The organism is Wohlfahrtiimonas populi (assembly GCF_002006795.1).
GTDB classification, from domain to species: domain Bacteria; phylum Pseudomonadota; class Gammaproteobacteria; order Cardiobacteriales; family Wohlfahrtiimonadaceae; genus Wohlfahrtiimonas; species Wohlfahrtiimonas populi.
In genome coordinates, this window is sequence record NZ_MVDN01000001.1 from 15,470 (window position 1) to 36,263 (window position 20,794).

19 protein-coding genes, 5 tRNA genes and 1 riboswitch are annotated in these 20,794 nt (G+C 36.9%); of the genes, 10 read left to right on the top strand and 14 right to left on the bottom strand.

Annotation, left to right across the window (positions count from 1 at the left end; all coding sequences use genetic code 11):
• The first annotated feature begins 17 nt into the window (after nucleotides 1-17).
• The 5 genes from BZK16_RS00075 (at nucleotide 18) to BZK16_RS00095 (ending at nucleotide 6,605) form a co-directional block, all read left to right on the top strand.
• Nucleotides 18-1,118, top strand: a complete 1,101-nt coding sequence (locus BZK16_RS00075) for a serine hydrolase (protein ID WP_233145132.1) — start codon at nucleotides 18-20, stop codon at nucleotides 1,116-1,118.
• A complete protein-coding gene (gene lnt, locus BZK16_RS00080) occupies nucleotides 1,115-2,665 on the top strand; it encodes an apolipoprotein N-acyltransferase (protein WP_077926881.1) in 1,551 nt (516 codons plus the stop codon). The genes BZK16_RS00075 and lnt overlap by 4 nt, the downstream gene beginning before the upstream one ends.
• Nucleotides 2,666-2,682: 17 nt before the next feature.
• Nucleotides 2,683-3,309 carry a hypothetical protein gene (locus tag BZK16_RS00085; RefSeq protein ID WP_077926882.1) on the top strand — a complete coding sequence of 209 codons (627 nt, stop codon included), beginning with the start codon at nucleotides 2,683-2,685 and terminating at the stop codon, nucleotides 3,307-3,309.
• A 97-nt stretch (nucleotides 3,310-3,406) separates the two neighbouring features.
• Nucleotides 3,407-4,639 carry an efflux RND transporter periplasmic adaptor subunit gene (locus BZK16_RS00090; RefSeq protein ID WP_077926883.1) on the top strand — a complete coding sequence of 411 codons (1,233 nt, stop codon included), beginning with the start codon at nucleotides 3,407-3,409 and terminating at the stop codon, nucleotides 4,637-4,639.
• A 4-nt stretch (nucleotides 4,640-4,643) separates the two neighbouring features.
• Entirely contained in the window at nucleotides 4,644-6,605 is a 1,962-nt protein-coding gene (locus BZK16_RS00095) for a MacB family efflux pump subunit (protein ID WP_077926884.1), read from the top strand.
• A 473-nt stretch (nucleotides 6,606-7,078) separates the two neighbouring features.
• Here the strand turns inward: BZK16_RS00095 and BZK16_RS00100 are convergent, their stop codons facing one another.
• The 14 genes from BZK16_RS00100 to BZK16_RS00165 all read right to left on the bottom strand — a co-directional run bounded on the left by BZK16_RS00100 (nucleotide 7,079) and on the right by BZK16_RS00165 (nucleotide 16,142).
• Complete coding sequence (locus BZK16_RS00100; RefSeq protein ID WP_077926885.1) at nucleotides 7,079-8,731, bottom strand: FecR domain-containing protein; 1,653 nt, start codon at nucleotides 8,729-8,731, stop codon at nucleotides 7,079-7,081.
• Between the two features lie 35 nt (nucleotides 8,732-8,766).
• A complete protein-coding gene (mlaE, locus tag BZK16_RS00105) occupies nucleotides 8,767-9,543 on the bottom strand; it encodes a lipid asymmetry maintenance ABC transporter permease subunit MlaE (RefSeq protein ID WP_077926886.1) in 777 nt (258 codons plus the stop codon).
• Nucleotides 9,540-10,331 (bottom strand): ABC transporter ATP-binding protein, encoded by a 792-nt coding sequence (locus tag BZK16_RS00110; RefSeq protein ID WP_077926887.1) that lies wholly within the window; start codon nucleotides 10,329-10,331, stop codon nucleotides 9,540-9,542. The genes mlaE and BZK16_RS00110 overlap by 4 nt, the downstream gene beginning before the upstream one ends.
• Before the next feature lie 8 nt (nucleotides 10,332-10,339).
• The gene (locus BZK16_RS00115; RefSeq protein ID WP_077926888.1) at nucleotides 10,340-12,121 is read right to left on the bottom strand and encodes an Hpt domain-containing protein; all 1,782 of its coding nucleotides are present in this window, start codon (nucleotides 12,119-12,121) and stop codon (nucleotides 10,340-10,342) included.
• Nucleotides 12,122-12,123: 2 nt separating this feature from the next.
• Nucleotides 12,124-13,638 (bottom strand): hypothetical protein, encoded by a 1,515-nt coding sequence (locus tag BZK16_RS00120; RefSeq protein WP_077926889.1) that lies wholly within the window; start codon nucleotides 13,636-13,638, stop codon nucleotides 12,124-12,126.
• A gap of 11 nt (nucleotides 13,639-13,649) precedes the next feature.
• Entirely contained in the window at nucleotides 13,650-14,024 is a 375-nt protein-coding gene (locus BZK16_RS00125) for a response regulator (RefSeq protein ID WP_077926890.1), read from the bottom strand.
• 72 nt (nucleotides 14,025-14,096) lie between these two features.
• A complete protein-coding gene (yjgA, locus tag BZK16_RS00130) occupies nucleotides 14,097-14,609 on the bottom strand; it encodes a ribosome biogenesis factor YjgA (RefSeq protein ID WP_077926891.1) in 513 nt (170 codons plus the stop codon).
• Between the two features lie 54 nt (nucleotides 14,610-14,663).
• Nucleotides 14,664-14,739 (bottom strand) — tRNA-Glu (locus BZK16_RS00135).
• Between the two features lie 67 nt (nucleotides 14,740-14,806).
• A tRNA-Glu gene (locus tag BZK16_RS00140) sits at nucleotides 14,807-14,882 on the bottom strand.
• Nucleotides 14,883-14,949: 67 nt separating this feature from the next.
• Nucleotides 14,950-15,025 (bottom strand) — tRNA-Glu (locus tag BZK16_RS00145).
• 11 nt (nucleotides 15,026-15,036) lie between these two features.
• Nucleotides 15,037-15,112 (bottom strand) — tRNA-Ala (locus BZK16_RS00150).
• Between the two features lie 45 nt (nucleotides 15,113-15,157).
• A tRNA-Glu gene (locus BZK16_RS00155) sits at nucleotides 15,158-15,233 on the bottom strand.
• 76 nt (nucleotides 15,234-15,309) lie between these two features.
• The gene (gene dksA, locus BZK16_RS00160; protein ID WP_077926892.1) at nucleotides 15,310-15,750 is read right to left on the bottom strand and encodes an RNA polymerase-binding protein DksA; all 441 of its coding nucleotides are present in this window, start codon (nucleotides 15,748-15,750) and stop codon (nucleotides 15,310-15,312) included.
• A 104-nt stretch (nucleotides 15,751-15,854) separates the two neighbouring features.
• A complete protein-coding gene (locus tag BZK16_RS00165; protein ID WP_077926893.1) occupies nucleotides 15,855-16,142 on the bottom strand; it encodes a hypothetical protein in 288 nt (95 codons plus the stop codon).
• Nucleotides 16,143-16,258: 116 nt separating this feature from the next.
• On the opposite strand from BZK16_RS00165, the gene pyrC reads away from it, so the two are divergent.
• The 5 genes from pyrC (at nucleotide 16,259) to BZK16_RS00190 (ending at nucleotide 20,655) form a co-directional block, all read left to right on the top strand.
• Nucleotides 16,259-17,296 carry a dihydroorotase gene (gene pyrC / locus BZK16_RS00170; RefSeq protein ID WP_077926894.1) on the top strand — a complete coding sequence of 346 codons (1,038 nt, stop codon included), beginning with the start codon at nucleotides 16,259-16,261 and terminating at the stop codon, nucleotides 17,294-17,296.
• Nucleotides 17,297-17,395: 99 nt separating this feature from the next.
• Nucleotides 17,396-18,097 (top strand): hypothetical protein, encoded by a 702-nt coding sequence (locus BZK16_RS00175; protein WP_077926895.1) that lies wholly within the window; start codon nucleotides 17,396-17,398, stop codon nucleotides 18,095-18,097.
• Nucleotides 18,098-18,187: 90 nt separating this feature from the next.
• On the top strand, nucleotides 18,188-18,880 hold the full coding sequence (locus BZK16_RS00180) for an energy transducer TonB (RefSeq protein ID WP_096777476.1): 693 nt from the start codon (nucleotides 18,188-18,190) through the stop codon (nucleotides 18,878-18,880).
• A 27-nt stretch (nucleotides 18,881-18,907) separates the two neighbouring features.
• Entirely contained in the window at nucleotides 18,908-19,666 is a 759-nt protein-coding gene (locus BZK16_RS00185; RefSeq protein WP_077926897.1) for an ABC transporter ATP-binding protein, read from the top strand.
• On the top strand, nucleotides 19,660-20,655 hold the full coding sequence (locus BZK16_RS00190; protein ID WP_233145133.1) for a FecCD family ABC transporter permease: 996 nt from the start codon (nucleotides 19,660-19,662) through the stop codon (nucleotides 20,653-20,655). The genes BZK16_RS00185 and BZK16_RS00190 overlap by 7 nt, the downstream gene beginning before the upstream one ends.
• Nucleotides 20,646-20,769: riboswitch (cobalamin riboswitch) on the top strand. Its footprint overlaps the gene before it by 10 nt.
• Nucleotides 20,770-20,794: the final 25 nt, after the last annotated feature.

A 20,794-nucleotide genomic window follows, 5' to 3' on the forward strand; every position in this document is an offset into this window, starting at 1 on the left:
CCATGGAAGCCATTGAAATGCTATTAAGTAATCTCGATCAAATGATTAATTCATCCATTGAATCAGGTTTAGATTCTGCTCAAGTTTTGATCGTAAAAAACCATAAAATCATTAAACATTCTGCGTATGGCGATGCCAACTTAAGCACTTTATATGATATTGCTTCCCTAACTAAGGTATTTTCCTTAACAGTTTTGTATCAAGTTTATGCAACTCAAGGCAAAATAAACTTGAATTTAACATTAAAAGAAATTTTTCCGCACTATTTTGAAGATCAATCCTTGGCTGATAAAGCCAATATTACGATTAAAATGCTTTTGGCACACGAAGCAGGCTTTGAACCGAATCCACTTTTCTATGATAAAAACTATAACACAGAACTTTTCTGCCAAAATCGTGATGAGTTTTTAGGAAAATTACTCAAAGCTCCGTTGATTCATATACCACAATCCTGCTCTTTATATTCAGATGTAGATTTCATGCTGCTCACCTTTATATTAGAGCATCTATTACAAACAAAAATTGATGTACTTTTTCAAGCAACATTTCCTGAATTACACAATCAACGTGTTTGCTATCAACCTTTACAACACGGCTATTCAAAATCAGAAATCGCCCCAACAGAATTACATGGCAATACACGTGATGGATTCATTCATTTTGACAATATCCGCACTGAAACGATTCATGGCGAAGTACAAGATGAAAAAGCTTATCACTGCATGAATGGAATTTCTGGGCATGCAGGCTTATTTGCCAATTGTGAAGCGCTCTACTCTGCTTTGCAACTCATGAATATTCCACCTGAATTTTTACAGAGCCAATCGGATGATCCCAGCTTTGGTTTAGGCTGGCGTTTAAACAAAGGTGGCGATATGGCTTATCACTTTGGTCATTATGCATCTGAAGAAGCTTATGGACATACAGGTTGGACAGGTTGCGTCGTTGTGATTGATCCCAAATATGATTTAAAAATTATCTATTTAACCAATCGAAAACATAGTAAAGTATTGAATCCTGCACGCAATCAGCACCGATTTCTAGGTGATGTTTTATGGGCGGGACAATACAAAAATATCATGAATGAAATCTATCGATCACTAGGATTAAATCAATGAAGCGATCTGGCAATTTACTGATTCAACTCATCATCGTCATTGCATTAGGTGCATTAATGCCATTAGCATTTGCGCCATTTAATCAATGGTGGTTAGTACCATTATTATTAATGGCGTGGCAATTAACCATCAAAAAAGCTTCTAATACACGAAGCTTTTGGCTGAGTTACATATTTGGCTTGAGTATGTTCACCGTTGGGCTTTGGTGGGTACGAATTAGTGTTAACCAATTTGGTGGTGCGCCATTACCATTAGCGATCGCAGCAGTTGTCCTATTATCGAGCTACCTTGCCATCTATTATGGTTTATTGGGCTATCTCACCAAAAAGTTTAATTTGGGCATTACAACACGCTATTTGCTGCTATTCCCAACCGCAGGTGTTTTATTAGAAGTATTGCGTGCTCATGTTTTTACAGGCTTCCCTTGGTTAGCAATGGGCTATACATTAACACCAACGATATTTGCTCAGTATTTATTCCCTGTATTTGGCGCTTTAATCAGTAGCTTTGTAGTTTATTGGGTTGCAGGCGCTTTATTATTGATCATCACTGCCTTCAGCCAACGATCATTTGCACGCTCTCTTACTGGAATTATTGCTTCAGCCTTAATCATTGTAGGTAGCACATTCAGTTTACAGCAATATTTAAGTGATCCTATTCGAGATCAATCTGAATCCGTTAATATTGCATTAATCCAAGGCAATATCACACAAGATCAAAAATTTGATGAGAATAAATTTGAAGCTTCTATTAATACTTATTTATCTCTCACAGAAAGCGTCATTACCAAAGCAAATTTAGTGATTTGGCCAGAAACTGCTGTGGTTGCTTATTATCACCACATGGATGGCTTGATGGCAAATCTCCGCAAATGGTCAGATTACACAGATACAGAAATTCTCTTAGGCATTCCACGCGCACAGCAATCACAAGAATTCAATACATTTTTACATTTAGGTCAATCGCCCTCGCAAGATCAGTTCTATGATAAATATAGATTATTACCTTTCGGTGAATATATTCCAATTCCAGAAGTTTTTGGTGTTTTCTATGAATGGATCAATATTCCATTGGCAGGTTTTACCAAAGGTGCACCTCAGCAAGCACCATTCACATTCTCGCAATTTTCAACGCAAACAACAGGTTCCATCTGCTTTGAGGCTGTATTTGGTGAATCTTTACGTTATCAAGCGAATCAAAGTGGATTCTTAGTGAATATCAGTAATGATGCTTGGTTTGGTGATTCTTTAGCCCCTTGGCAACATTTGCAAATCGTGCAAGCGCGTGCAATTGAATTTGCACGCCCAATTGCTCGTGCAACCAACACAGGTTTAACAGCATTTGTCGCTGCCAATGGCGAAGTGATCGCACAAGCACCACAATTTGAAGCCACAACATTATCCACATCCATTACAGGTAAAAATGGTTTAACTGCTTATGTCAAATATGGAGACAATCCTTGGATCATTGTGGCTAGCGCGCTATTTTTATTGACCATTATTTTATCCATCAAAAATCGCAAAAATAAATACAGAAGAAACTATTAATTTTTAGGATCGCCACCATGAAAAATACCACTACATCATTATCCTTGTTATTAGCAGGATCTTTGCTTTTAAATACAGCTTTTGCAGATGATTTCACCATCCAAAATGATTGGCATTTTGCGGGCTTAAATCAGCCTGTCAAACAAATCACTGTGCAAGAAACTCGTGAAGATGGCGAAGAACTACAAAAAACTCAAACATTTTTTAATGAGCAAGGCTTCATTACAGAGATCATTTACGATGATTCATTGAAGCAAGTTTTTGAACCTTACCAAGGTAAAGTTCGTAATATTGCATTCATTTACGAAGCTGAAGGTGAAGAACAGCGCCAAGAATTAACAACAACTTGGTTAGCCGAAAATCATATTCGATTTGATGATGGTGATTTAGTCATTGACACGTTTTTTGATTCAGAAGGCAAAGCAACTCGTCATGAATTGTTCATGGACAGCACAACAAAACCTGATGAAATCACCCAATATCAATATGTAGATATGAATGATCCAAAACCTGAAATTAAAGAAAATTATGTGTTTGTGACTAATTTAGAATTGGATAAAAATGGCAATTGGATTCAACAAAAAGAAGAGAAAGCGAATGATAAACCTATGATTCGCACAAGAATTATTGAATACTTTCCATAATTTGCCAATTCCTCACAACCTTTACATTCTCTATACAACTTACAAAGGTTAATTCTATATAATGTCCGCAATTCCTATTTAAGAACAATTCTCTTTCATGAAAATCAAAAATACTAAAACAGCGATCTTCTCATTAATCGCACTCACAATTGTCGGCTTTACTGTCTATCAAAAATACTTCACTGAAGTTCCTATTAGCTATTTAACCGAGTCTGTTAAAAAGCAGGATCTTGAAGTCACTATTTTGGCTGATGGCAAGCTCGAAGCATCTCAACAAGTTGAAGTGGGCGCTCAGGTTTCAGGGCAAATCAAAAAGTTGCATGTTGATTTAGGCCATGCAGTTAAAAAAGGGCAACTCATTGCTGAAATTGATGATTTACCACAATTAAATGCGGTTAAAGATAGTGAAGCTCGACTAAAAAATGTTGAAGCTTCTAAAGTTGCAAAACAAGCGCAAATTGTGAATGCTCGTATTACATTGCAACGTCAGCAGAATTTGATCCGCCAGAAAGCAACTACACAATCTGAAGTGGATATTGCTGAAGCTAATTTATTAGTATTAGAGGCAGAATTAGATGCGTTGGATGCACAAATTGCTCAAGCAAAAATTGCTTTAGATACAGCACAGCTAGATTTAACATATACAAAAATTATTGCACCCATTGATGGCGTTGTCGTGGCAACTGTGGTGAAAGAAGGTCAAACCGTTAACTCTGCACAAACTGCGCCTACCATCGTAAAAATTGCTGATTTAGATACGATGAACATCAAGGCACAGATCTCTGAAGCGGACATTACAAAAATCAAATCTGGCATGACTGCTTATTTTACGATTTTAGGTGAACCTAAAAATCGTTACCCTGCTCTATTAGAATCTACTGAGCCTGCACCTGAAAAATTCCAAACCACAACAGGCAATACAGCAACAACAGCTAGCACAGAAGCCATTTATTACAATGGTATTTTAAAGGTTGATAATCAAGAGCATCTATTTCGCATCGATATGACAACACAAGTGTACATCGTGGTGGATAGCGTGAAGGATAAATTAGTCATTCCAACAATGGCAACACGATTTAAGCCGTCATCCTTTGATTTACCCAATGATAATAACTCAAGCGAAGATCGTAAAAAACGTGATAGTAAAGAAGCTTATGTTTGGGTACAAGAAAGCAATGGTTCAATCGCCCCTAAAAAAGTCACTTTAGGCATCAGCAATAATATTTATACAGAAGTTATTGCAGGCTTAAATGGTGATGAACAAGTGATTTTATCTGAATCTTTTGGTGATGCTAAAGCAGGTCCAAATCGCATGCCACGCATGAGGTAATATCATGGCTTTAATCGAACTCAAAAATATTACTCGATCCTTTAAATCTGGCGATCAAACCGTTCAAATACTAAAAGGTATTGATATTAGCATCCAAGCTGGTGAAATGGTTGCTATCATTGGTGCTTCAGGCTCTGGCAAATCAACACTCATGAATATTTTGGGCTGCTTAGATCAAGCATCATCTGGCGACTATATATTTCATGGTGAGAATATTGGCCAATATGAGGATGATCAATTAGCTAAGTTACGCCGTGAACATTTTGGCTTTATCTTTCAACGCTACCACTTATTATCAACATTGAATGCTGAAGGTAACGTGGAAGTTCCTGCTGTGTATGCTGGATTTTCACCTGCACAACGTAAATCTCGAGCAGAAGCTTTATTAAGCGCTTTAGGATTACAAGAGCGCATCAAATATTATCCAACGCAGTTATCAGGCGGACAACAACAACGCGTAAGTATTGCACGAGCTTTGATGAATGGCGGTGAAGTTATACTAGCCGATGAACCAACAGGCGCGTTAGATAGTGAAAGTGGCGAGCAAGTATTAAAAATCCTTCAAGAGCTGAATCAAGCTGGGCATACAATCATCTTAGTGACTCACGATAAGAATGTTGCCAACCATGCAACTCGGGTGATTGAATTGAAAGATGGTGAAGTAATTGAGGATCGCACCAATACACCACCACCGATTCCTGAAACACAAGAAGCCCCTGTTCAATTACCACAATTGAAAAAACAGCGCAGCACAGAATGGTTACTCTTACTGGATCGCATCATTAATGCCTTCAGAATGGCATTGATATCAATGTCCATGCAGCGCATGCGAACATTTTTAACCATGCTGGGGATCATTATTGGTATTGCATCTGTTGTTCTTGTGATTGCACTTGGGCAAGGCACCATGAATCAGATTCTCAGCAATATTAATTCCATGGGAACAAGTACATTAACGATTTATCCTGGCAGTGGCTTTGGTGATGCTCGCTCAGGCAGAGTACGAAGCTTAACACCCAATGATGTTAATTTCTTGAGTCAACAATCCTTTATTAAAAATGTTACACCAGTTGTGAACACCAATGCTTTGGCGCGCTATGGCAGCCTAGAAAAAAACGTTTCAGTTATGGGCGTTGGTACGCAATATTTTGACACTGAAGGCTATACACCATCGGAAGGTATTTTCTTTGATGAGGAAGGTGAAGAAAAACTCAGCCTCGATGTTGTAATTGATGAAGCAACTCGTGATGAGTTATTTACAGATGGCACAAACCCTATTGGAGAAGTGATTACACTCAATCGTTTGCCTATGCGCGTAATTGGTATTGCAACATCTAAAACTCAAAAAACAGGAGGATATAGCAACCTAACAGTGTTCATTCCGTATTCAACAGCCATGAAACGTTTATTAGGACAAAGTTATCTACGCAATATCACTGTCACAGTACAAGATAACATTGATATGAAGTTGGCTGAGCAAACACTCACAAGTTTAATGACACAACTACATGGCGCCAAAGACTTCTTCATTTTCACCGCAGATTCTTTTAAAGAATTAGTAGAAGAAACAACATTTGTGATGCGCTTCCTAATCTTCTCTATTGCCATGATTTCACTCATTGTTGGTGGAATTGGCGTCATGAACATTATGTTAGTCTCTGTTGCAGAGCGTACAAAAGAGATTGGCATGAGAATGGCTGTTGGTGCGCGTAAAAGCGATATCTCCATGCAATTCCTGATTGAGGCAGTATTAGTGTGCTTATTAGGCGGTTGTGCGGGTATTTTAGTTGCTTATGCGACTGGCTATGGCATTAATCAATTAGATCTTGATTTAAGCGTTGGCTTCTCGTTAATTTCCATTATGGTGGCATTAGGTGCATCCACTGCCATTGGTGTGATTTTTGGTTACTTCCCTGCTCGTCGTGCTGCACAATTAGCACCAATCGAAGCGCTAGAAAGATCATAATCAATCATCAATATAGTAGAATCTGTTTATCCTTCCTTTTGGAAGGATGTAGATAAACTTCTTTTAAACCGTCATTACTATCATTGAATACAAAACAAAAGCCCAATCGAATATTCGATTGGGCTTTTATGTTAGCAATATGTTTTTTATTACTATTCATCAAATGAATTTGAATATTAAGGCTTAATCTTTGCAGAAACAGACTGAATATCTAAGACTTCAAACTGATGAGGCAATCCCCATTCACTAAAATAATTATCGCCAGCTGTGGATTGGATTCTAAAGAAGTAAGTACCTGGTGCTAAGTTCTCNGTAGAATCTGTTTATCCTTCCTTTTGGAAGGATGTAGATAAACTTCTTTTAAACCGTCATTACTATCATTGAATACAAAACAAAAGCCCAATCGAATATTCGATTGGGCTTTTATGTTAGCAATATGTTTTTTATTACTATTCATCAAATGAATTTGAATATTAAGGCTTAATCTTTGCAGAAACAGACTGAATATCTAAGACTTCAAACTGATGAGGCAATCCCCATTCACTAAAATAATTATCGCCAGCTGTGGATTGGATTCTAAAGAAGTAAGTACCTGGTGCTAAGTTCTCTACAAAAACTGTATTCTCAGTTAATGAATGCTCTAAAATAATTTTCTCAAATTTTGTACTATCAGAAATTTGAATTAAATATTGAGTCCCTGCTTCTAATGGTGCCCATTCCAACTGAACATCTACAGTTTTAACATTAGCTTTTTCAAGATTTGGATCTTCCAACAAGATTCTAAAATCTTTAGTTGCAGAGAATGGACCACGCATGCCTTCTGCATCAATAGATGCCACACGCCAGAAATAAATACCCGATAACAAATCTTCAGGTTTATAAGTTGGTTCAATTAAATTATCCGCATCAATAACGATGTCTCTAAATTTATCATCTCTTGCCACTTGTAGATAGAAAGTCTTTGCTTCATCAGTTGCTTTATCCCAATTGAACGTCAAATTGCGCAATAAAACTTTTTCATCTTGAGCAGGCGTTGCTAATACTGCTGCAAATGGACGTGCATTTAAAATAAACTCATATGTTGCAGGTTGTCCTGTTACACCATTTTGATCAATTGAACTCACCATCATTTGATAGCGACCATCTGGTAAATCATTACCTAACAAAACATTACCTTCTGAACGCATGCTTGAAACAGCATCTTGCTCATCACTGCCTACAGGAATGATCTTTGTTGCATAACCGATCACGCCATCAATAGCTTCCACATCAATTTTAACTGGTACAGCTTCAATTAACTGTGGGAAATTTGCAAATACTGGTGGTGGTAACATTTCAACTTGCTTTGCATCACCATCTTTAGAAATGATGATCGCTTGACCTGCCAATAATTCGGCAGCAGATTCGCCTTCTTGTGCTTTGGCTGCAACTTTACCAGAAACAACCTCTGTTACACTGTCTTCATCTTCCAAACCCATACGGAAAACTGTACCGCGCACTGATGTTGTTGCAGTTGCTGTTTTAACCTCATAGTTTGTATTAGAAATTGGGCTTGAATACACACGGTTTTCTAAACGGCCTTTATCCAATTGCAACTTGATATCGCTCAATGAGCCATCACCCAACGCAATTAAATCATTCAAAATTAATTCACTGTTACTTTGCAATAATAAACGTGAACCATCTTTAAATAAGATTGTTGCCAAACCATCATCACTTGTTACAATTGTGTCGCCCGTAGATAAAATCAAACTATCTTTTTCTGTAAAATCTTTACCAAACTCTAAAGTTTGCTTTTCACCATTGATGATTTTAACCCCACCAATTGCATTCACTAAAGTCGCCGTAGATTGGTTAACTTTCAACCATTTTCTTGGCACTTTAATCAAAGTGCCTGGCTCAATGTAATCATCATTGGGCAAATGATTAATTTTCTTTAACTCTGTCCATAATTTAATATTATGTAAATGGCGCTGAGCGATATTCCACAAACTATCACCTGGAATCGTTTTATATAAGAAAATATCTTCATCAGCTTGCGTTTGATCTACCTGCGCCGAAGCAACAGAAAATAATAACGCAACTGCTAGCATGGCTTGGAGCCATATTTTTATTATCGTTCTCATGATATTTATCCCTTAAACAACATCGAAAATTATTTTTATCTAAACAATAAAGCTGTTAACAAGAAGTCTGCAGCCAACACCAATAGTGAGGCTTTCACAACTGTTGCTGTTGTTGAATTTGCAATGCCACTCGATGTTGCACCACCGATTAGTCCTTCACGTAGCGCAACCAAGTTACATATTAATCCAAATACAATGCTCTTAATAATAACACCATTGAAAATATCATCATAGAAAATAACAGAAGATTGCATTTGTGACCAATAACCACCACCATCTAATCCCAAAACATCTACGGCGATATAATAACTGCCTAAAATGCCAATATCTGAGAAGAAAATTGTCAGGATAGGCACAACAATAATACCCGCCATCAATCGTGGTAATAAAATATAACGATAAGGATCTACTGCCATCATTTCATAGCTTGACCACTGCTCTGTTGCCCGCATTAAACCAATTTCTGCTGTTAATGATGAACAAGCTCGTCCTGTGTATAACAGTGCTGTAAAAACAGATGCCAACTCACGAAATAATGCCAATGCCGTCACTGTGCCGACAGAAGCTTCTGCACCAAAGCGCACTAAATTTACATAGCCCTGAAATGCCAGAACCATACCAATGAATAATCCTGATAACAAGATAATAGGTAGAGACAAAATGCCCAATTGATAAACTTGGCGAATAAATAAGCTTGGCTTTTGGAACAAATAAGTAAAATGACGAATGATGGCAAAAAAGAATACAACGCTGTCACCCAATGCGCTGATTAGCTGAATTGTTTTTTGTCCAATGGCTTCAATAAACTTCATGATAATAATTCATCCTTCAAAGCAGTCGTTGGCAGATTAAATGGCACAGGGCCATCTGACAAGCCTTGAATAAACTGTGTTACCCAAATATTCTGATCTGCTTTAATTTCTTCTGCTGTACCATGCGCAATAATTTTGCCACCGCTTAAAATATAAACATAATCAGCAATGCTTAAAACTTCTTCCACATCATGTGAAACGATAATACTGGTTAAATCTAAAGCATCATTCAGATCCTTAATTAAACGCAATAATACGCCCATCGAGATAGGATCTTGCCCCGTAAATGGCTCATCATATAGTAATAATTGTGGATCCAATGCAATTGCACGCGCCAACGCAACACGGCGCGCCTGACCACCAGATAATGAAGATGGCTTAGCATCTTTTAATGCTCGTAAGCCGACTGCTTCCAACTTCAATAACACCAATGTATTAATGAGTTCTTCTGATAATTTTGTATGTTCGCGTAGTGCAAATGCCACATTGTCAAACACTGACATATCAGTAAATAAAGCACCCGATTGAAACAGCAATCCCATCTGTTTTCTTAAATCAAACAGTTGATTACGTGATAATTGCTCTAAATCTTTACCCATCACAGTGATTTCACCTGATTGCGGTAAAATTTGCTTCGTCATTAATTTCAATAAAGTTGTCTTACCTGTGCCTGAAGGCCCCATTACCGCTGTAATTTTTCCTTTAGGAATAGACATAGAAATATTATCAAAAATGATGCGCTGTCCAAACGATAGCGAAACATCTTTTAAGCTGATCATTTCAGACATTAAAACTCCTAACCTTGTTGCTTCAAGAATGCTTTAAATTGTTCAATGATTCCCACAAAAGCCTGACGATATAAATCCATCTTCGCTGCATCATGCTCTGTATTGTTGCGCATATTATTTTCTAGTGCTGTAGCTAATTTAACAACATCAGATAATTTCACAACATTCGCATTCCCACGTAATGTGTGTGCGATGCGAATTAAATCCTCGTAAGATTTGTGATCCATTGGCTGGTTAATACGCTCATTAAATTCTGCTTCTAAGCTATGTAAATCATCCGTAAAAGCCTCGATCACATCTTTATCAAATATTGGTGCTTCTGCCATACTTTCAGCAGTTTGCTGATGTTTTTGCAAAATTTCTTTCGCACCACGAATAACATCATCCGCTACTTCACGGTTTTCAAAATTCATGTTGCTAATATATTCAATGGCTAAAGTAGCTTCTAATAAATCCTCTTTAGACAAAGCCTCCAACATAAACTCATCAACAAAATAGCGCGTTAAACCATGCGCAATTGATAATACTGACTCAGCTTTAACTGTATCAAATAAATTTTGCTGTAATTTTTTCAATTCAGTCACATCTTGAGTGCTCGTTGCTTGCTCACGAATCTTACGATATTGGGAAACAAATAATTTCACAGCAGATTGTTTTGCGCTGATATAAGCCCAGTTTTTTGTTTCATTGTAAGACAATGGCACTGTTTGACTACGTCGAACCCATAAATCAGACAAGAAACTTTCTAATACCCAAAACTGGCTCACAATCTCATTGAATTGAACATTATCAACGGGATTGGCAATCAATTGACGGAATGCTTTCACTAAATCATCTGTCAATAATGATAAACGTTTCAATCCCATGAATTTGAGAACATTGGATAAACGTTCCAAAAATGGCAAAGAATCTTCTAAACGTAAGCGCTGAGCATGATCTAAATAAATACGCTCTAACTGCTCATGAATTTTTACTAATTCATCTTTAAGCGCTGAACCAAAACGCTTATAAACCAATGGAGAAATTGAGTAAACATCTTGCATTAAGACATTATTTTCAATGAAATCTGAACCTTGATCCAAAGTGCGAATCACTTTCACAAGATCATCACACACATCAGCATCTATATTTTTTTTAGCCAATAATAGAGATAAACGCCCATCCAATTGCGCTAAAATCCTATGTGTATCCACACCGAAATTTTGTTGATTCTTGAGTAAAGCTTGCACATAGAAAGATAATAACAGCCAATCTCTTGCATTTAATGTGGGTAAAGCTGCAGTAATATCGCGGCTCAATGCATTTAACGTGTTCAATGGCACAGTTTTATCAGAGTTTTTAATGAGTTGTAATAACTGGCGCTGATAAAGTGTGCGCAATACTTTCAATAAAGTTACATTGATCTCATTTGAAGCTTGTTCTGCATCTGCATCATAATCAGCAACGATTTCAGTTTCTACAATCACACCCGAATCTGCATAATCTTCAATACTTTGTTCTAAAATCAAACAATAGCGTAAGAGAAAATTTTCAGCTGCATCTTCACCAAAAGCAGAAAGTTCAGGCACTCGCTCCAATGCTTGCTGTGTATAGTTATTCGCTTTTTGCCAATTTAACACAGAAAAAATATTAGAGATCTCTTCTAGTGCGACACTGATATTATCTTTTTCTTGTTCTTCATCATCAGAATTTTCTAATAATGTTTCCAATGTACTGCGCAGACTTTGCACAATATTTTTTAATTCTTCAACCACTTCCCCATCAGTTAGTTTAATTACATTTTCACTCATTATTATTCCTTCAGGTCTCTATTTAACTGATCAATTTCTGAAATAATTAACATTAATTCTTGCTCAACTTCACGATAAGCAATCACAGAATCGTTAGTATTACTCACAACATTCGAGAAAAACTCATCAATTAACACAGAACATTGTTTCATGTTCATCAACTCTTCTTTGCGACTTGTAAAAAACTGTAATTGTCGCTTTAAAGTTGTTCTCAACTCTTCTAAATTCAGGCTCTGCCCATCTTGTTTCAATAATGCTAAATCATGTGTAAAAGCTTGTTCTAAATATTCGTAAGTGCGATCCATATCTTTCACAAGATGATTAAAACTTGTCGCAGATTGTCGAACTTCTCGACCCTTGTTCAGAATACGATCACTTTCATTATTCAATGATGCAACAATTTCTAATTGAGGCAATAATCGATTACGCAATACAACAAATCTCTCCACAACTGCCATTACTTCATCAATTCTTTGTCCTCTTGCATCTTTCTCTGAAGCAAGTGATAAACGTGATTTGTTCAATCTTAAAAATAAGAATGAGAAAATGATGAAGAATAAAACCGTGCCAATGGATGCTACCAATGAAATTAAGAATACTGATTGATTCGTAACTTTAATGTATTCCTGCTGTGTTGCATAAGCATGATCTATGGTTGACTGCAATAAACTCTGAATGTGATCTTTTTCTTCTTGTAAACGAGTTTTCATTTGATTGAGCATCACAATACCACTCGCATCTTTCACAAGATTAGAAACATCTCTTGCGAGTTGATTGAATACAAATTGTGACTCAATAATATTTTCTTCTTCTAAAGTTCCTTGAATGCTTTGTACAGCATCTGCAGGAGATCCCATGATCAATACATTGAGACCTTTTTGAACAACAGATAAGCTATCTGTCAGTTCTGAAATTGTTTTAATTTCTACTTGTGATTGACTATTGATTACACGCGTAATATTGGCGTGTAAACGCACGACAGAGTTTGCCAATTGATCAATATAGCGTACCGTTTCTAAGCTCACTGAGCGTGCTTCTGACAACTGATTCGATACTGATGAAAGATTTTGATACAACGACTGACTTGCACTATCCACTCTCAGTTTTAGCTGAATGGCATCATTCATTGTATCCAAAGTGATAGTTTGTTCTGAGAGTTGCTTTTTAAAGCCGCCCCAAATCAATTGAACATTATGAGCATCATCTCCAGTGACTCGATTCAAACTATCTGTGACACTTTGAATTTTCTCTTTCAATTGTGCTTCATTTAAACGACCACCTTGCGTCTGCACACTGATATAGTTATCTATATCTCGAATAGCATCGTATGCTTGAGACAAATGCTCAACATTTTGGTTCGTTTGATACTTCGGCAAACTAATGAATGCGAAAACGATGAATCCTATCAACAAAATGCCAAAAACAAAGAAACTCACAGAAAGCTGCTTTCTTTGTTTTTCATAAGGATTACAAACTGGCTGGCTAGCAGTGATCACTGCTTCACTCTCTTCAATCACTGAAAAATCCTTTATTGTTTAAATTTTTCGATTACGCTGATTAAATCATCACGAGTAAATGGTTTAGTAATAAAAGCATCACAACCTGCCAATTGTCCACGTGCCTTATCAAATGCACCATCTTTACTGGTTAACATAATCACTGGCGTTTCAGAAAGCTCTGATGGTGATCCTTTGATGATCTGACATGTGTCATAACCATCTAAGTTAGGCATCATAACATCCATAAAGATTAAGTTAGGTTTCACTTCCTCTAAATGAGACAAAGCATTAAAACCATCAATCTCTGAAACAATTTCGTAACCTTCTTTAGATAAGATTAATTCTGCTGTTTTACGAACAGTACTGCTATCGTCAACTACCATGATTTTAAAATTATTGGCCATTCTTATATTCCATTATCTAACTTGCAGAAAAACTATTGTAGTGGGACATTATATCTATAATTGTAACTTTCACTATGCCTTTTCTTGAAATTTATCACGCAAATATCTAAATAACAAAGTTCTACTACGAGATTTACCACCTTTCTTGATCTCATTGATAGAGTTTCGTGTCAATTGGCGCATATATTGGAAATCAACTTCTTCTAATTGCTCAAGAATTTCATCATTCACAGAAGCATCTTGATTGAGTAAGCGCTCAACTTTATTTTCAACCCATTTCTCAATCATCTTTTGCTGTTCACTGCCTGAACGCAATCTTTCAAGACGTTTAGATAAGCGCTCATAATCTTCATCATCAAATTGACGCATCAACTTACCAATCAACTGCTTTTGACGTTTCAATGATGAGTCATTACGCATTTCTTGAGCCAATGTTACAGCTTCAAATAATGTAATTGGTAAGTCTAAGTTTTCTAAATCACCTTTAGATAACTGAATTAAAGTCGTGCCCAATGCTTGCTTCGCATCTGCTTCTCTCTTCAATTGACTCTTACTTGGACCATAATCAAATTCATCTTCATGCATGTTTATTTCTCCTCATAGCAAAAAGCCTGCAACGATGTGCAGGCTTCTAAAATATGGCGTCCCTACGGGGATTCGAACCCCGGTTGCCGCCGTGAAAGGGCAGTGTCCTAGGCCTCTAGACGATAGGGACAAATTAGGTATTTATACTCAACCAATGAGTGACTGCTTACGAATCCACCAACTCACTAGAGATAAGTTGGCGTCCCTACGGGGATTCGAACCCCGGTTGCCGCCGTGAAAGGGCAGTGTCCTAGGCCTCTAGACGATAGGGACGTATATTAGAATTTTTATACTCTACTCTACAGAGTTACAACTATCGAATCAGCCAATTAATTAAAATTGGCGTCCCCACGGGGATTCGAACCCCGGTTGCCGCCGTGAAAGGGCAGTGTCCTAGGCCTCTAGACGATGGGGACATCGTACTTTTTGGTGGAGCTAGACGGTTTCGAACCGTCGACCTCTTGCATGCCATGCAAGCGCTCTACCAGCTGAGCTATAGCCCCAGATAAAATCTGGTGCGGTTAACTTCAAAATCACCAACTTTAAATTGGCGTCCCTACGGGGATTCGAACCCCGGTTGCCGCCGTGAAAGGGCAGTGTCCTAGGCCTCTAGACGATAGGGACATTTCCGTTTTGAAGTTAGTTCGTCTAACTGAGGTGTTGCATAATATCAAAAAAAATCAGGGTGTCAACTTTTTTTTTACAAAACGCCAGTTTTTTCTTTTTGTTCTTCAACTTCCTTGCAATCAATGCATAATTCAGCTGTTGGGCGAGCTTCTAAGCGTTTGATTCCAATCTCAATTCCACAAGTTTCACAATAACCATAATCATCAATTGTTAGTTTGTGCAATGTTTTCTCAATTTTAGCGAGTAACTTTCTTTCACGATCACGTGTACGTAACTCTAATGAGAATTCTTCTTCCTGACTTGCACGGTCATTAGGATCAGACAAAATTGTTGCACCATCATTTTGCATATTAGAGACAGTTTTCTCACTCTCTTGCATCAACTGTGCACGCCAACCGTTCAAGATTGCACGGAAATGTTCTTTCTGTGCATCATTCATGTAATCTTCACCTTCAGCTAAAACGTAAGGTGTAAAATTCTTAAATACGGTTGGATTTTTATTATTATTATTCATTCAAAACATCTCCATCTTGCGTTGTAAATTCAGTGCAGTATCAAAGCACAAATTTAAGAAAATAGAAAGACATATGTAAGCTCTTTAATCAAAAATTAAGCTGATTACAACTCTTTATATTCTCCATCAATAGTTCCCTCTCTCTTTTGATTAGCATTTTGGGCGCTATTTTGCTGTTGATACATCTGTGCCTCTTGAGCACCTAACATTTTGTTTATCTTTCTAATCTTAAAATAAAGATATAAATAAAAAACGACAGTTAGAATAGCACCAACTGCCAAAATTCCAAGTCCTAATGGAATGATTAAAATTAAAAAGCCAATCGTCGCCAATGCAAATAATACTTTTTGCCACAAAGACGCTTGTTTTCCATTAATATAGAGCTGTTTCATCTGCCCTCCTCTCGTTCATTCCTATCCGAAAAAAGGCATAGTATAGTATGCAATACCTTTTTTAAAAAAAGCTTTTACAAAATTTACGACTTCCCTCAACGTTTTAGGAGTTTTTCATGTCAAATCAAATGACTATCACTTTTCCTGATGATTGGCACATTCATCTACGCGATAATGATGCATTAAAAACCACTGTGCCACATGCAGCACAAAGCTTCAAACGCGTGATTGTAATGCCCAATACAACGCCACCTGTCAAAAATCGCCAAGATGCTGAAGCTTATTATGCACGCATTCAAAAGCATATCCCTGAAGGCTCTGACTTTCAACCTTTAATGACATTGTATCTAACACCAGATACAACACCTGAAATCATCGAAGATGCCAAAGCTTCTGGTATTGTTCATGCTGTTAAATTGTATCCAGCTGGCGTGACAACAAACTCTACAGCAGGTGTTTCTTCACTGAAGAATCTTTATCCAGTTTTTGAAAAAATGGCTGAAGTTGGCTTGCCTTTATTGATTCATGGTGAAGCAAGTGATCCTGAAATTGACATTTTTGATCGTGAATTAACATTCATTGAACAAGAATTAAAACCATTACATGCAGCAATTCCAACCTTAAGAATTGTGTTAGAACACATTACAACCAAAGATGCTGTTGAATTTGTATTAGGCGCAAATGACAATGTCGGTGCAACTTTAACGCCACAACATCTTTTATTTAATCGTAACTCATTATTATCCGGTGGCATTAAACCACACTTATATTGCTTGCCAATTTTAAAGCGTGAAATACATCGTCAAGCTTTGATTAAAGCAGCAACCAGTGGCAATCCAAAATTCTTTATCGGTACAGATAGTGCGCCACATGCACAAAGTGCTAAAGAAAGTAGCTGTGGCTGTGCAGGCTGTTACTCTGCCCTGACTGCAATTTCTCATTATGCTGAAGCATTTGAGCGCATGAATGCGCTTGATAAATTAGAAGCATTCTTAGGCCATTATGGCGCAGATTTCTATGGTTTACCAAGAAATACAGAAACAATCACACTTGTACGCGAAGATTGGACGCCACCAGATTCATATCCATATTTGGAGAACGAACATTTGATCCCTTTAGGCGCAAAACAAGTTTTAAAATGGAAAGTTAAATAAACTTGATCAAATATCACTCAACTGTTTTATCTTTTGGTAGAACAGTTGATGATTCTTCGTCTACAATGATTGATCCAATCATCAATAGAAAGAGCTAATATGGTGAAATATCGTGACCAAAAATCAAAAACAAAATTCTCACGCTTTCTAGCACTATCGCTCTGTGCTTGGCTGATCATTGCAATGATTGCTTGCGCAGCTTTATTCTATTACCAATATAAATTAAACTTCAAAACTAGTTTCACACAGGTCAACAGTTATTTTACGATTTATCAACAAAGAGAGTTAATTCTCTTAACCATTGCCATATTTATTGCACTATTTGTACTCATTATATATATAAGAATATTTGCATTCAAAATGCACTTATTTTTAAAACTATTCCTTTTATTGATTCCTAGCATATTCATTGCAGCATTAGCACTATTAAGCTTCAATATTTACCTAATTTTATTAGAACTCAATATCCCGTTAGGGCAAGGCATTTTTGCCTTTAAAAAATATCTACAAAACTTCTCATGGGATCAAGTAACCCAAGCAATCACCGCCCTGCCTTATCAACTTTATTCCATTGAAATTCCATTATATGGCGTGATTTATAGCTATCTAGCAATGTTTATCTTGGTGATTTTTTCACCATTACAAATCAGCTTTTCTGCCAATTCTCTATGGAAAAAATTCAATACATTACTCGCACTCAGCTTTGTGATTTTGTTTGGCACTAGTGCGTATTATTTAATCATTAATTTTATTATTAACGATCCCTTTCTACCTTATAAACCATTCTTCCAATTATTATAAATATTCATGAAATTCTTCAGCATTCTGTTTGTAATTTTTTGTCATAGTGCACTTTTTCTTGTATTCATACATACAGAGAATGAGTTATTGATGACTGATTTTTCATCAGAAGGATTAACAGAACTAAATTCAGAATCAACAACTTTCCAATCCAAATATCTACATCAAAATGATGCTTATGTGATTACAGTTGAATTAAGCGATTGGACATATCCAAATACAACAGAATTACCTATTGAAGAACCAAAAACTATACCAGAAATCCAAACCGAGCCTGCGATTCAAGAAACCATTCAGCCTGAAGCAAAATCAGAATCGGCTCCTGAACCGCACATACAACCTAAGAAAACTGTGCCCAAACCAGAGAAAACAACCACACAGAAAACAGTAAAATCAGCAAAACCTGCCAATAATACACATAATCAAAAAGGTACAGGATCAGGCAATCGCAATGCAATTGGCAGTGGAACAGGTAAAAATTCAATAGATGGCCCAGCTGGCTTTACCAATGGTAATAGCGATCAAACAATACTTCGCAATATACAACGCTGTTATCCATTAATTTCCCGCAGGCGCGGCGAGCAAGGCTTAGCAATTGTCAGAATTCATGTAGATGCCAATGGCAATTCCACCAAAACAGAAATTATTCAATCCACTAACTTTTCTCGTTTAGATAAATGTGCGTTAGAATCTGTTAAATCACTCAAAGTGAAATCGAAAGTGGTGAATGGTAAAAAATCGTCCAGCCATTTTGATCAGCCCATTCGTTTTCGTTTGAATTAAATAATCTGTTCAAGGATAAAATATTTGATGATTGCCCTATCTGTCCAAAATCTATCCGTTCGATCCAGTGATAAAATTCGTTTGAATAATTTATCATTGGATGTTGAATCAGGTAGCAGAGTGGCAATCATTGGCCCCAATGGGGCAGGTAAAAGTACCGCTTTACAAGCATTGTTACAGCTCATTCCTGCAACATTTCAGTCATTAAAATATTTTGATCATAATATTCAAGCGTTATCTAGAAAAAAACTCGCAAAGCTTGTAGCTTATGTACCACAGACACATCCTAATCTAACTATTTCTGTGTGGGATTGGTGCATTTATGCTAGGTTCCCTTATCAAAAATTTGGTTTTTTTCTCACTCAAGAAGAGCATAATACTATTCATGAAATTTTAGAAAAAACTGAACTCATACAATATAAACATACACCCCTCTCACATTTAAGTGGTGGTGAAAGGCAACGAGCTTTTATTGCGGGTGCTCTCTGCCAAGAAACGCCCATCATTTTTTTGGATGAGCCTACAAACTTTTTAGATCCTAAACAAGCCCACGAATTACTCAAATTAGTTCACAATATTTCCACTGAAATGAATAAAACTATCATTTCAGTGACTCATGATGTGAATGAAGTTACACATTATTTTACTCACTGCTTAGCCATCAAAAATGGCGAAAAAATTTTCTATGGCAAAACACAAGATGTGATTAATACTGATAATCTTTTCTCGCTATACAACTATCGATTCACCGAAGCCACAAGTGAAGAAGGAGTAATATTTTGGTAAAAGTTATCACGCCTCAGCACCGCTTATGGATGATTACAGCTTTTGCTTTATTAAGCATTACTGTATTTCTGATCACACCTTTCATTGGCATGGAAAATATTTCTCCAAAAATGTTATGGCAAGATCTACCTGCCATTCATAATATCTTTTGGAATATTCGTGTACCACGAGTAATCACCGCATGGCTAATTGGTGCAATGCTTGCCCTTTCTGGTATGGTTTTTCAAGCCATATTACGTAACTCTTTAGCAGAACCTTTTACGTTAGGCATTGCAAGTGGCAGCGCATTAGGCGCTGCAATTTACATCCATTCAGGTATTTCATTCTCTCTGTGGTTATTTTCTGGCCTCTCTTTTACAGCTTTCATTGGGGCAATGCTGATTACCTTTTTAATTTATTCACTGAATAAAAATGCTTTGGAATCTGTTTCTCGACTGCTACTCGTTGGTGTAATTTTGAGCTTCTTTTGCAGTAGTTTAGTGATGATTATGCAAGCCATTGGGCGACCACAAGATAGCTATCGTTTAATGCAATGGATGATGGGCACAATCGCCAACGTTGGTTATAGTGAAATTGGCTCTTTAGTCATCGTGATGATCATCAGCACAATGATTATTGCTCTATTAACACCAAAACTTAATTTATTGAATGCAGGCCATACTATTGCGATTACAAGAGGTATACAGCCCATATATACATTTGTACCATTATTCTTTTTAGTGAGTTTAATGATGGGAACAATGATCGCTGTCAGCGGTCCCATTGGCTTTGTTGGGTTAGTTATTCCTCACATTGCTAGACAATTGATTGGTAATGATCATCGCTATTTATGGATTGCCGTGATCTTTTTAGGTGGAGGAACATTGGTCGTTGCTGATCTTGCAGCTCGTTTATTATTTGCTCCTTCTGAATTACCTGTTGGTGTGATTACAGCGCTATTAGGCGCACCATTTTTTATCTTAATCTTAATCAAAGATAAAAAAAATTAATTCTTGTATAATCAAAAAAGCCACAAAGGGGAAGAGAGTGCAATTCTCTCACGGACCCGCCATCGTAATGCTTTTGAGCTAAGTCGGAATACCTTTGTGTAAAAAAATTATTAATCTCCTCGCGGACTAGGATAAGGTG